This window comes from Janthinobacterium sp. OK676 (assembly GCF_900103595.1).
GTDB lineage: Bacteria > Pseudomonadota > Gammaproteobacteria > Burkholderiales > Burkholderiaceae_D > Janthinobacterium.
On the sequence record NZ_FNHA01000006.1, the window covers coordinates 173,481 to 187,746 of the forward strand.

Below are 14,266 nucleotides of genomic sequence, written 5' to 3' on the forward strand. Positions count from 1 at the left end.
ACTGCAGTTTACTCATTACTCCTCATCAGATTTACTGTCATCTTCCTCCTTGGTGCCGCTTTTATCTTGAAGATAATCTAGCGGCACCAATTCAAGGTACCCGCCATTCATTAAAGCCCGTGCTCGCTTTTTATCCTCGCTAAGCATTCTGCGCGCCCGCGAAAGCGCATCTCCTGTTGGCAAAGTCCTTGTCCGATTGTATGGTGGATATATACACGTAATTATTTCATCATCGGAAGCGTTTGCATAAATGGCATCCAGAATTCGCAAACGAATGAGGAGCTTGTGCCGTCGAGGTTTCTTGATCTTAGGAAGTGGCGCATCTTTAAGTCGAAGCAATGACTCATAACGATCCATCTCCGCCATTAAATCTGCTCGGACATGCGAGAGCATTGACTCTACTGCCGCCCTCCCTGCACTAATTGTACGACTTAGATCGAGCACCACTGCTACTTCACCTTGCTTCAAGGTCAGATTAAGTTCACGTTCGCTGGAAAACTTGGGTACATAAAAACCGCTGTGCCGCTCAGGCAGCCACGCCCGGCTTTCATCCCCAGGCGTAGGGGTATCGTAGTGCTGATTGAAGTCTTTTAGAGTTGTCCGCCCAAACCTAGCATAGAGGTCCCTGTATCCAGGTCCTCGGGCATTCGGTTTGATCGCCTGATACTCAGGATTTCGCCTTAAAAACTCCCAAGCCCACCTCCTAAATGACCAGTTCACACTGATGTCATAAGCATGTTCATCATCCCAGCTAGGACGTTGTCTCTTCACTTCTTGAACCTGTGGTTTGGATGTGTTCATGCAGCTCCCTTAAATAACTAAATCTTTTCACGCAGAACAGTCAGGATACATCAAAAGACTATAACTTTTTCACGGAATAACGCGTAATTGGCTCTTTTCGTGCCCAATGACTACAATCAATAATGTTGTTTTAATTGCATCTATTTGATGAGAAAATTCTTCTTGTCGCGACATACTAAACATGCCCACGGAGAAGAAATGAAAACTGTAAAACATCGAGAAATATATAAGGCTCCCCATAAGAATGCTGACAAGGTTGACGATCGGCTATTAGTCACCCCAGCTCTGGACTCGCTTCCCGAAGCATTTCAAGAACTCATCAACACCGCCCGAAACAGCCCAAATCGAGCCGTTCGTAAAGAAAAGGAAACAGCAGAGAGTTCCGGCATCGCGAGGTCTACTTTATGGCGCGATGTTAAAGCTGGAGTCTTTCCACCACCTATCAAGGTCTCAGCAAGGTCTGTAGCGTGGATTTCTGAAGAGGTGAACGCGATACTTGCGGCAAAAGCACTGAACACGCGTTCGAGGCAAAAAGTGGACATAAAGAAATTCGTCTCGTTGCTTACAGCCATCTAGGCAAGTCACACGGCATGAACGTGCATGTGTTTGATTGTCTCGCAGGATCGTTAGTGCGTGCACGTCAACTGCGTCATGTCAGCACAACATCGTAATACCGTAATACCGTACAACATGGCAACAAACACACCATACATAGACGGTCATTATCAGTTTGCAGACATGGCAACTGCATCCGTACATAGCTAACAAAGAGAGCTATCTACTTGCCAATGATGCTCCCCTTAAAGAATAACTGTTTATACCGTTTTCAACAGCGATTAAGGTCGCTACTTAGCCTGCCATAGCATGGTCTAGCGGCTAGGCAACGCAAAAAAACAGCATGACCATTGAAAGGAACTGAAATGAACAAGGACAAAAAGCGGTTACAGCACATGATGGATTGCATCATGATCGATACCATGGGTCTTCGAGTTCACGGTGTTTTCGGCGTTAAGCTTCAACGGGAATTCGCACAAATTAGCGATGATCCTGAGATCGTACATAACTCCAGTTGGGCCAAGGGCCAACTAAAATCGAACTCAGGCAAACAAATGCCGTTGCGAGTCCGGTCGAAAAAATCTGGGACAAAGCTGGAAGTAGAGGGCAGCAACTCTATGCACTACGTCGGCCACAATATTGTCACCTCGGGCGACGCGGTCATGACTGCGTATTCGATGCTGGATGCTGTCAGGTGTCAGTATCCACTGGAATTCCAGCACCCGCGTCAGGCTATGGTTTTCAGAATGGGGGAAGGTGTTGAGGTAACGAGGATCGATACCCCCGCTATGCTAAAAGTACCTGACGGCTTCAATGCAGGAGCCATTATTAACGCATTAGCATATGCTGCCCTAAGCGCTGGCGTCACAACCAGCATCTACCCCAACGAGACAGTCTACTTTGATCAGCATTCCCAACTCGCGTCGTTAAAGGCATATGTAAAAGCACTGGAAATGAAGCAAAAGCGACGCGAACATAATCTGCCTGATAGCCCAAACGCTGCTGCCCTGATGAGTCTTGCGGAAACCACCGTCCGCTTCGAGGCCGTTTATCGCTTAAAACACTTGAGCCGGGAATTTGACGGGAAGCCTGTTACGCCATCCATGCTTTCCCCCAAGACACTCGCCAGCATGTTTTTGAATTTGCTGGACAACTACGATCTCAAAGGTAGCTTGCGGCGGTTCTTGAAAGATGAAGAGCTATGGCTTATCCGCCCGCCCTATCGCTCTACCGTAGCTCTGTGGCAACGCGGTGCGGATCTTCAGAGGTTGTTCAAGGGCGATGAAAAACTGCTGATTGGTCATCGCAGAGTGCTAAAGAAACAGTACAGCATAGATATATTCCTGCCCCCGCCGGGTACGATAGAAATGCCAATTGAATTGGGTGAAATCTTGCGCATCGAGAACTTCGTGCCGATTCCTGCTGCAATCAAATCAGACCCCGCGCTGTTCTATGACCGCGATATGCAAGCTGAATGGATCGCGCGCACTAGAGAGATCGGGCAACGTGGCATCAGTTCAATCTACGTTGATCCTTACCACTACGACGTTGAAGAAAAAGAGGTTGGCAATCATGACTAAATTCGTGCGTATTCACATTGATCTTGAACACTTGGGTACTGAAATACTTGTCCTTGTACCAGACCTTGGGAACGGTGCCAACAACCTCCCAGGGGCCATATTTTTTACGCTATGGAAGACGATCAACGGCAAAGCTCTTGCAACTTCCGTGGTAGCCGACATCACGCTGCCACACGCGGTCTTACCACCAAATATTGCACTTGGCACTAGCGTGTTTGCTGCCGGGCGTGCAGGATTAGAACTGGTGCGAATCGCGCTGGCCCGTACCGGTTTGCCAAAATCCGCGCTTGATCAGATCGGGATCGGGCATGTGTCAGTGCAATCCGCATCTATCACCTATATTCTGCCGTTTGCGCATGCAGAACAGGCCTCTAATTTCAAAAAATTGATTCGCCAACACGTATTGCTGCTAGGTCTACAGATTATGCCGTCCCACGCTGATAGTCAGAGTCAATATCGTGCTGCGCCCGGCAGCACGTTTGCCGGCGAAGATCAGTCGAATACCGATTTTCTAGGAGTGACGGTGTCAGTCGACTTTAGGCCCAATACCAATTTCGTTTGTATTGATGTCACCCTTGATGAAAACTACCTCCAGCGATACGATTGGGCCGAACTAAGCAATTGGGATGCCGGGTATGCTGGGAATCGATATAAGCACATTTTTGATCGAGCGGTGCGTGGAATCCTGCGCCTGGATGGCCCGTTGGCCCAACACCCGGAACCGAGCAACGCTGCACTTGCTCAACTGGGGCCGAGGAACGAACAGCTGTTGCGCGAGTACTTCACAGGCAAAGACCCCAAGATGTTTTCCGGCTTCCCTTTCAGGCCACCCAATCTTGACTCTGGAAAACGGAAAGGTTGGCGCACTGCACAAAAGGTAATTCTGGAGCAAACAGGTATCGATATCAAAAAACCTTGGCATGAGTACCAGTGGCAACGCCCAGATTTGCTCGTGAAACAGCTTATTTATCCAGGCGACCATTCACCAAAGTCGCGCGATATTTCATTCCGCTTTTGCGCAGAGAACTGGCCGGCACTGCTCGATAGCCTACGTAGTGAATACGACAACGTTTAGAACCAATATTAATAGGAAGGGCATCGATGTTGCATAGGGGTGCAGTATGAATAGAAAAGACAGTTCCCCTTAGCTAAAACTCTACTTCCTATTTTTCTTATCATTTGGTAAACTCCCCCGAAAGTTTCCATAAAGAATTAACGATTCAGACTAAAGGTTTCTCCTCAAATATTCGGGGTGCTGCCTGCCCCGCGACACTACCTGTCGCGCGAGGCAACTATATTGCCCCATGACATCTACCAACACGACCAATAGCGGAAAAGGGGAAAAACTGGCCCAGCGCTTGTCCCGCATCCTCGCCCGCCTGCATCAGGGCGACCGAATCGACAAGCACCAGTTGGCCGAAGAGCACGGGGTCGACGTGCGCACCATCGAACGCGACTTGGGGGAGCGCTTGCTCGGCATCGCCGAACGCGACTCGGAAGGCCGCTGGCAGCTGACGCACGCTGCCCGCAGCAGCATTCCCGTCAAACACCTGCACGGCTACGCCCGCTTATCCGGCACCGAACACCTGTTCCCCGACGGCAGCCTGCGCTATCTGCTGGAACAACTGAACACGCCCGAAGTACACCGTGCTACCCAGGTACAGGCGACTCCCCAAGAGGATTTGCGCGGCACCCGTACCTTTACCGCGCTCCATGCTGCCATCGCCAAACGGCATCCTTGCAGATTCATCTATAAAGCCCGGCCGCGACTTGCCCAGCCATACCGACTGATTCACAAAAACGGCATCTGGTATGTGGCTGCGGAGGAAGGCGCACGGCTCAAGAACTTCAGCGTTGCGCTGATCGATCAACTGGAAGTAGACGAAGCGGCGCAGTTTCCATTCAATCCCGCGCACGCCGACTACATCGATGTCCAGGACGATGTGTGGTTCACCACGGAAACCACGGACGTGCTGCTGCGCGTCGCCCCCGATGTCGCCCACTACTTCAGTCGCCAACCGCTGCTGCCGCATCAACGGCAACACGCAGAAGATGACGGCTCGCTGCTGGTCAACACCCGGATCAATCACATCAATCAATTATTGCCGGTTGTACGGCACTGGTTGCCCCATGTGCGGATACTCCAGCCGCGGGCGTGGGAGGAGGAACTGGTTCGGGGCCTGAAGCAGGCGATCCAGATGTGGGAAGGTTGAGATGGATTCAGCCTACATTTTTCCGCCGCCAATTTTGCCAATATAAGAGTTCGGAGCCACCATGAATAATGAACGCAAAAAAGCCATCACACAGGCGGTCAGCGCCTGCCCCATCTTGCCCGCGCAGGCGGCGGAGCAAATCGGGCGGATGCTGGAGGAAATCAACCAGGCCAACACCCTGATGAGCAATATCTCCATGACCGCGCAAAACAACGCCATCAAAGGCGGAATCGCCGCCGAAACCTTTCATGCGGAGTCGTTCAATCTGGACGCCATTTTGAAGAACAAGGACGTGCGCGCATTCACCGATGGATTCGCCAACTCGCCGCTGGAGCGCAACCATCAGCTGCACGACATCGTCGTCATGAAGGACGGCGAACAGGTGCTAGGCGCGCAACTGAAGTACTTCCAGAACGCCGATGAAACGCAAAAAGCCTTTCGCGCCTCCAAGAACGGCGTGCACAAGTACGAAAACACCGATGTGTTCGTCGGTCCATCCGATCAGATCGACGGCGTGCGGACTTCCGCCCAAAGAACAGCGATGAAGAACCAGGAAACACGCCCGGAAGTGGCGCGCGCGGCGGAAAAGGTTCGTGACAACACCGTCGGGCATTTGGATGCCGACGGTGCGCAATCCACACCACTGAGCAAGTCCGAAGCAGAGCAGCTCGGCAGCGGCTCCAGGACCGGCAAGAAGCGGCATGAACAGATGCAGGACGGCTACCTGAACAAATCCACGCTTCAGCAAAGCCTGAAAGCGGCAACGACGGCGGCCGTAATCACCGGCGTCGTCGCCGGCTGCATTAACGCATTCCAGCACATCCAGCAGGTCAGGAATGGCGAAATCAGCGCAGAGCAGGCGGCGCGCATGATCCTGAAAGACACCGTGATCGCCGCCGCCGACAGCTTCTTGAAGGCGGGCGTGGCGACGGCGAGCGTCAGCATGGCTGCACGCTCGCTGCCTGAGCTGTTCGCCGGCTCCACCTTCACGCGTAGCCTGTCTACTGGCACGGTCGCCGGCGCGGCCATCTGCGTGGTGGATTTGGTGCAATGCCTAGTGCTGTTCTCCGCCGGAAAAATGAGCCGTGAAGAATTGGAGACGCGTACTGGCAAGAATGTCTTCCAGACCGGCGCCGCCGTCGTCGGTTCCTCGGTGGGCGCGTCGATCGGCGCGCTGGCCGGGCCGCCGGGGGCACTGATCGGCGGCTTGATCGGCGGCATGATCACCTCGCTGGCGATGAGTATCGCGCTGGACAATCACGTCGAAAAAACGTTTCAGCTGACGCTCGCTGCGACGGAGCGGGTCGTCAGCAATGGAGTTACCGCTCACGATACGCTGCAGTACCTGCATCGCTCGCAAGAATACTATGCCGATTTCCACAAAGGGTTGTATTTTTCCGAACAGCATTTCGCGCAGCAAGTCAAAACCATGCAGGTGCAAAGCGTGCGCCTGAAAGATAAGATCAACAAGCTCTGAGGTATGAAAAATGAATGAAGCACCCACAGTGGAACAAAAACAAATCTTTGAAGCGTCCCTGGAAGGGGCGGAGTTCGATGCCGTCAATGCGCTAGTCGCCAAGCACAAGTACAACTCCGCGGTGACGCAGCAACTGGCGCTGGACGCCTCGAAACTGGTGACGACGAGCCAGCAGCGGCTTGCCCAGCAATCCGGAGCTGGGTTCGTCAAGCGCCTCGCCTGCGCCATCAGTGGCAAGACCAGTGAAGACCAGTTGCTGAACCAGATGGATATGCTGCAAATGCAAAAGTTTGCCTGGCATTACCTGCAGCAATTGCAGTACCAGAATTTGATAAACTCGCAGGCCATCGCGGTCATCCGCAACAATCTGGGCACGATGAATGAAACCATCATCGAAACCCGGGACTTCCTCGAACAAGCGGTCGACAGGATCGACCAGCGACTGCGCCACGTTGAAAACAACACCAGCTTCAACAACTGGGCATTGCACATAGAGGCGAACAAGCGCCAATGGAAATCGACACCTAAAATCCTGCTGATCCTGCGCCTAACCTACGACTTCATGCGCAGCCATCCGAGCGTGGCGCTGTGTACGCGCGATATCGGCAACTACCTGGTCAACACGCTGGAAAAGCTCGATGTTAACTGCGACGAAGAGGTCAAGCTAATCGACTTCATCAGTGAACTGATTGACCAGATAGCCTTCCCCGGCATCGACCAGTACCGCAACATGATCGATCTGTCGTTCGATGTCCATATCGTGGATTCGCATTTCATCCAGAAAAATATTTCCGGCACCGGCTTCAATGCGCTGTATTTCCTTTCCGATCAATATGAGAGGATCGTCGATCTAACTAGCGACAGCGAGCTTTGCAATAGCGATGCGGCCCGCGAAAAAATCATCTCCAAATTTTTCGGCAAGGAGTTCTCTGGCCTGAGCACAAGCTACAGCATCCGTCATCTGATGTATGAAATCATCGGTGGCAGCCAGGTCGCTATCGATGTCTACAAGGACCAGCATGGCTTGAACCCGATTCTGGAAGTGGCCGCCGGGAAACCTCCGCCAGAAGAAACCGTAACGCTGCTCCCCTCATTGCCGGATATCCATGCACACACCTTCTTCGACGGCAAACACAGCGACGAATCGAAGCGCAGCTATCTGCTATTGCTGGCACTGTGCGTTGACACTGCGGCGTCTTTCAATGCGCAGGCGCTGGAGTTCATCGCGCTGTTGGCTGCGAAAGGCAGCCAGCCCGGAGTTCGCGAAGACATCCTCAGACTGGCCGACAATCCGCGCAAACTGAACGAATACCAGGCCACTATGCTGACGCTGCTGGATGACGACCAAAAGAAATTCACCTGGCTGCTCGATGCATTCTTCCTGCTAACGCTGGCGCAGAAGCCAATTGAAAGCCCGCAAATCAAGGCGCTACTAGGCGCTCTTAAGCCGACCCAGTTGAAGGAGTCCCTGCCGCAACTTCTGGCCATCATTGGCGACGACGACGAGTCCAGAGTCCTGGAGGCGGCGCTCAAGCTGGCCCCGTGCACGCAAGGCTGGGAGAACGCTATCCGATACCGTAAGCTCCGTTTTAGTGGCTACTTCGCGGATGCGGTGAAGCGCCTCAATGCCGCCAGCTGGGCGGGAATGAGTCTTATCTCTGATATGAGCAAGGTGTACGTGAAAGGCATGGAGCATTCGTATTTCTTCAGCTACTCCGACGGCAGTTTCCTCGACAGACTGACTGAAAAGGCCGCAGCCACCTTATGCACCCAAGGCCGCAAGTCCGCGATGTCCAGCCTGAACGAGTCCCGCAAGAAAGCGCTGGACTTTCTGTCCGAGCACCGTTACGCGCTGCATCATGCAAACGGCGTGGTTGGACGTTGGAACATTCCTAATTTCGAGTTCAAGGATGACATCGGCCATAGCGATTTTAATTTGGACAACGCGGCTGAGAATGAGGATTGGGGCGACCAGTTCCAGCGTTACTACAACCAGATCGAGGGCACGCTGAATGCGTTCGAGGAAGCTTGCGGCAATGTCATGAAACAGATCGAGTTCTTCATTGAAGGGAACTTCGATAAGTCCGTCCATGCGATCAAGGAACAGAAGCGCGCGGAATACCTGAGTCAACAACAGCGCGAGAAGCTGGCAAAGCAATCCGTGACCATCAGCAGGAATGGCAAGGAACACATGTTCGCTACCGATTGGCAGCGGGTCGAGCATCCTCCGTGCGATCCGGAGCAGATTAACCATATTAAGACGGACGGAAAAATCTGGCTGATTGCCGCCAAAATCGATTCGGATGACGCGTTCTATCGCAGCGAGGACGGCGTCAATTGGCGGCAGATCCAGATCGATGTTCCGCAATTTAAAGTCTGGCTGGATAGCATCAGCGTCGTCAACGGCATGTGGATCATCAAGAACCGCTCGCTACGAGAAGGGACGCGCGATGAAGGCATCTATTATTCGAGCGACGCCTTAGTCTGGCAGCATAGCGCCGGACCGGGCGGCGCAAAAAACAGTCAGCTGTCGCTGAACGACGGCCACCTTTCTTATGAAAATATCATGTACTTCAAAGGCATGTGGCTTTGGGTGACGACGCAATACCAAAAATATACCTATATTGAAAAAGGCATCTGGAGCGATTCCACGAAAACCGACAGCTATCCCAAGTCCATACTCTTTTCTGCGCAGACCCTTGATGGGCCGTGGCAACGCTGGGACCAGACGCCGCAGCTTAACGATGGCGTTGAGGTGAAAACGATGCGTTCGCTACCCGGAGAAAACGCGCTGCTGGCGTTTTGCGAATACAGTTGGTCCTATCAGCGCAACAAGAAAAAGCCCGACACGCCCCCCTTCGTGATGTACTACGGAGCGGGCAAATCCTGGCAAACCTGCGACTGGGATAGCGACACGCGCTTTTCCCATTCCGGCAACAAGCCTCTCTTTTCGCAACTGGACGGCAAGCTAATGTATTTCTCTTCCGGCGACATTCTTGTGTCGACCAAAGGCTATGACTGGCGCCGGCACGAGGCGACGCTGCATGTGGACGACCACTTCCAGCTGCAAGACCTGAGCCTGTTCACCTCCAACGGTGGTTCGGCGCTTCGTCTGAGCCAGGATGGCAAGCTCTTTAAGGAGATCGCGCTCGAAGACGGTGTCTGGCGTCATCTGACAGCCAACGACGGTGGCATGTTAGGCGTTCATTATGCCAACAAGCATGAAGAAACCGTCTTGCTTGTTGGGCGCTATATCCTCCAAGAGTTAATAGAATAATATTCTTTTCCGGGTCAGCAATGAGCGGTCACACTAGCAAAGCAAGGTGCTGCTGGCCCCGCTGAAGCTGACCGAGAAGACAGGGGTTCCCGCCATTAGTCTGTCGCAAGTCAAACATATCAGCTCGCAAGCCTTCCTGCGCGACGGCACATGAAGCTGCTCCCACAGTCCGGCGTAGTGGCCGCTGTTGCTGAGTTCGTAGAAGACAAGCCGTGGCGGAAGACCGCGAGTTGATCCCCGGCCAGAATCCACAGCCGGCGATGATCGTGGCTTTTTTACTTTAATCTCGGTTATAGCAAGTATGAAGGCATATCTGAAGGCAGAGGGATGATGATGATGATGTCATGCGAAAAACTCGCATTTAAATTCGTCCGCTAACTATCGATAATGGTGGCTTTTCGCTAACTGGTCGACTTACGGCACACCCCTGACTTGCGCATGAACACAACGCGTGCATACAAGTGGCTTCGGATTGATGAGCACATTCCGTTCGTCTGGAATGATGACGGAAGGGACGCCGATCCGAACGGCGCTGTTGCTGGCAGCCCAGTCATCGCCCACCCGCGACGCTGTGCAGGCCGTGAGGTTCGGCATCGCAAACCCACAGGCGGCGGGGCGATGACACGGCGCGCATCGTACGCATCGTCCGGCACCTCGATCCTGACCAGATAGCGATTCAGGGGAAGATAAACGGAGCGAGCATAGCTTCAGCACGATTCTGGGGCTAGGACCTACGCGATAGCCTAACTGCATTGTGGCTGCCAGCAAGTGAGAGGCTGGCCATTGGGTCATAAATACTCCTGCCTGGTTGAAAAATCTTTTATTATGTATGCCTTAATACAACATCGAAACGAATAGGGGGCTGGCACGGCTTTCGCACGGTTATGGGCATGAACTCTACGAAAGCCGAACAGGTGTCGATGCAAGAAATTAAGTCGATGAACTTCGAGCCCTTGCGGGCGGTGTATCCCGAGCTTGCTAATATGGGTGGCTATGCGGAGCACTATGCACATACGGACCCGGAGAGTGCGCTGGTCAAGCTCCGAAATTTTGCTGAGCGCCTGGTTGATCGTCTCTATATCAAGTTGAAGCTTGAACGAGTGCCGCAGTCCAACTTCGTGGACCTGCTGCACGATGCCAGTTTTAAGACTATTGCCCAGCCTCTGGTGCTAGACAAGTTGCACTTGTTACGGCGTCTAGGCAATCGCGGCGCCCACGGAGAAGACGTTGAGGTTTCCGATGCAGTTCGCTGCATCCAAGAAGCCTGGCAGCTCGCTCGCTGGCTTCATGTCACATTCCTCGGCGGCAAGGTCGAGGACTTCGAGGCATTCAAGCAGCCTCCTGCTGAAGGCATCGATAGCAAGGCAGAGTTCAAACGCAAGGCCAAGGCTCTAGCCGAGGAAAACAGCCTCAAGGAGGAACGCCTTAGAATTGCGCTGCAGGAACTCGCCGAACTAAGGGCTGCCGACCGGGCAACAGCGCCTGCCGTCGCCGCTTTTACCCCATCATTGGCCCAAGCTTTAGCACAAGCTAGCCAACTCTCGGTGGCAACAGCCAACCAGCTTCGCTTCACAGAAGACAATACCCGCAAGTGGTTAATCGACCGTGACCTGCGCATGGCTGGGTGGGATGTACCGATGGGAACCGCCAGCAATCATTCAGTTGGCCAAGAAGTCGAGGTTCTACATCAATCCACCACGACGGGTAAAGGTTACTGCGATTATGTGCTGTGGGATGACAATGGCAAACCACTGGCTGTTGTCGAGGCCAAGAAAACATTGGTCGATGCTCGCGCTGGTCAGGAGCAGGCCAAACAGTACGCCGACGCTTTGGAGAAGCATCACGGCCAGCGTCCAATGATTTTCTTCACCAATGGGCACGATATCTGGGTCTGGGACGACGCTGGCGGCTATCCTCCGCGCAATGTGTATGGCTTCTATTCCAAAGACACGCTGCAGTATCGTATCGGCTTCCAGCGGCGCGAGAAGCTCGATCTGCTGAAGGACGTTAGACCCGACGCCAACATCGCTGGCTACCTGCACCAGACCGAAAGCATCACCCGTGTCGCCGAGCGCTTCACGCAACGCCACCGCCGCGCCTTGGTCGTGCAAGCTACGGGCACCGGTAAGACGCGCGTCGCCATCTCGCTGGCCAAGCTGCTGATCGATGCGCGCTGGGTAAAGCGCGTGCTTTTTCTTTGTGATCGCAAGGAACTGCGCAAGCAGGCCAAAAACGCCTTCAATGACTTCGTTCGTGAGCCGATCTACGTCATCGGCCAGGCCAACAATTTGGGCAAGATGGATGCACGCATCTATATCGGCATCTACCAAGGGCTGATCAACGATTACGAGTCCTTCGACGTCGGATTTTTCGACCTTATCATTGCCGATGAATCGCATCGTTCGATCTACAACCTCTACGGTGACCTTTTCAAATACTTTGACGCCCTCCAGGTTGGCCTGACCGCCACGCCGGTGGAGATGGTCAGCCGCAGTACCTGCCAGCTCTTTGGGTGCGACTACAAACTGCCTACAGCCAACTATCCGCTGGAACAGGCCATTGCCGATCGTAAGCTCGTGCCCTTCCGGGTGGTCGCCCACACGACCAAATTCCTGCGCGATGGCATAAAAGCAACGCACCTGACGAATGAGCAGATTGCACAATTGGAAGATCAAGGTATCGATCCCAACACCTTGGACTTCGACGCCAAGGAGATTGATGACGCCGTCTTCAACAAAGACACCAATCGCATCATCCTTCGCAACCTAATGGACAACGGAATCCGCGATGCCGACGGCCAACTCCCCGGAAAGACCATAGTCTTCGCCCGCAACATCGACCATGCCCGCCTGCTGGCAGAACTCTTCAACGAGATGTACCCGCAGTTCGCCGGCAAGTTCTGCCGCGTGATTCACTCCAAAGAGCCCCGCGCCGAAGAGCTGATCGACCAGTTCAAGGAGCCCAACGGCGAGCTGCGCGTTGCCGTCTCCGTGGATATGCTGGACACCGGCATCGACGTACCCGAAGTGGTCAACCTTGTCTTCGCCAAACCAGTCAAGAGCAAGGTGAAGTTCTGGCAGATGATCGGCCGCGGTACGCGCCTCTGCAAAGACTTGTTCGGTCTTGACCTCGACAAAAGCGAGTTCAGGATCTTTGACCACTGGGATAATTTCGCCTTTCACGATCTGAATGCCGAAGAGGTTGAGCCCAGTATTCCCAAACCACTAACGCAGCGCCGCTACGAGGCCCGCATCGAGCTCGCGGCCCTAGCGCTAGCGCGCTCCGATATCCCAGCCTTTGATGTTCTAGCGCTGCAGATCCAGCAAGACGCTGTCGCGCTGCCCGATGGCGGCATATCAGTGCGCGAGAACTGGCAAGCAGTGAACCTGGCGCGCGACGCCAAGTTGGTCCACCAGTTCGCCCCCATCACCCGCCAAGTGCTGACCGACACCGTCGCGCCACTTATGAGTGCTCTGGATGTGCGCGGCCAGGGCGATGCACTGCGCTGGGACCTGTTGCTCGCCAAGGCCGAAACCGCCGCCATCGCAGAACCCGGCCAGCCCAATGCTCACCGAGAAGCCATTCTGGAATGGGTCGGCCGCCTGCCCCCTCATCTCAACCCCGTTCGCGCCAAGGCCAAAGAACTGCAAGCCCTGCGCACCGACGTCTTCTGGCAAGCCCCCAGCTTCGCCCAGCTTGATGCCATGCGAACCGCCTTGCGCGACGTGATGGGGCTAGCCGATCGTCCCGCGTTCCCACCGCCAATGCCCAAACCTCATTTGGACATTCGCGAGGACGAAGCCGAATACCAAGTTCACGTACGCCCGAGCAAGATCAAGTCGGTCGACTTCAGCATCTACCGTAAAGCCGTACAGTCCGCTCTAGAGCCGCTGTTCGAAACCGACCCGGTCCTGCTCAAGCTGCGCCGTGGCGAGCGCATCACGCCCGAAGAGCTGGACAAGCTCAACAGCTTGCTACTCACCCGCAACCCCGATGTCGATCTTGCCACCCTGCGTGAGTTTTACCCCGACACCGCCGTGCAGCTAACGCAAATCCTGCGCGGCATCGTCGGCCTGGACCACGCAGCCGTGGATGTGCAGTTCTCGGCCTTCGCGCAAGCCCATGCACTCAACAGTCAACAGCTGCGCTTCCTCGCCCTGCTGAAGGACCACATCCGCCAGTTCGGCGCCATTGCAGTTGGGCAGTTATTCGACGCACCGTTCAACACGGTCCACGCCGAAGGCCTGGGTGGCGTCTTCCCCAACCCCATGCAACTTGATGAAGTGGTGCGCCTGGTACGTACCTTCGGAGAGCCGCTGCAGCCCCTTGCTGTACACTAACACCTCAACAAACAAGAAGAAGC

The 14,266-nt window shown here is 54.2% G+C and carries 8 protein-coding genes; 7 read left to right on the plus strand and 1 reads right to left on the minus strand.

All coding sequences use genetic code 11. The features are described 5' to 3' along the window. Positions 1-15: 15 nt before the first annotated feature. Positions 16-801, minus strand: coding sequence for a DNA -binding domain-containing protein (locus tag BLU39_RS14035; protein ID WP_083292498.1), 786 nt, complete (start codon positions 799-801; stop codon positions 16-18). A gap of 198 nt (positions 802-999) precedes the next feature. Here BLU39_RS14035 and BLU39_RS14040 point away from each other — a divergent pair, with 198 nt between their 5' ends. From BLU39_RS14040 to BLU39_RS14070, 7 genes are all read left to right on the plus strand, one after another. Next, positions 1,000-1,377, plus strand: coding sequence for a helix-turn-helix transcriptional regulator (locus BLU39_RS14040; RefSeq protein ID WP_083292497.1), 378 nt, complete (start codon positions 1,000-1,002; stop codon positions 1,375-1,377). 344 nt (positions 1,378-1,721) lie between these two features. After that, a complete protein-coding gene (locus BLU39_RS14045; protein WP_070301339.1) occupies positions 1,722-2,936 on the plus strand; it encodes a phage/plasmid replication protein, II/X family in 1,215 nt (404 codons plus the stop codon). Continuing rightward, a complete protein-coding gene (locus BLU39_RS28190; protein WP_139143264.1) occupies positions 2,929-4,011 on the plus strand; it encodes a hypothetical protein in 1,083 nt (360 codons plus the stop codon). Before BLU39_RS14045 ends, BLU39_RS28190 begins: the two co-directional genes overlap by 8 nt. Positions 4,012-4,240: 229 nt before the next feature. Continuing rightward, positions 4,241-5,149 carry a helix-turn-helix transcriptional regulator gene (locus BLU39_RS14055; RefSeq protein ID WP_070301337.1) on the plus strand — a complete coding sequence of 303 codons (909 nt, stop codon included), beginning with the start codon at positions 4,241-4,243 and terminating at the stop codon, positions 5,147-5,149. A gap of 61 nt (positions 5,150-5,210) precedes the next feature. Beyond that, the gene (locus BLU39_RS14060) at positions 5,211-6,626 is read left to right on the plus strand and encodes a magnetosome protein MamC family protein (protein ID WP_070301336.1); all 1,416 of its coding nucleotides are present in this window, start codon (positions 5,211-5,213) and stop codon (positions 6,624-6,626) included. 10 nt (positions 6,627-6,636) lie between these two features. Next, a complete protein-coding gene (locus tag BLU39_RS14065) occupies positions 6,637-9,903 on the plus strand; it encodes a hypothetical protein (RefSeq protein WP_070301335.1) in 3,267 nt (1,088 codons plus the stop codon). Positions 9,904-10,793: 890 nt separating this feature from the next. Continuing rightward, positions 10,794-14,243, plus strand: coding sequence for a DEAD/DEAH box helicase family protein (locus BLU39_RS14070; protein ID WP_083292525.1), 3,450 nt, complete (start codon positions 10,794-10,796; stop codon positions 14,241-14,243). Positions 14,244-14,266: the final 23 nt, after the last annotated feature.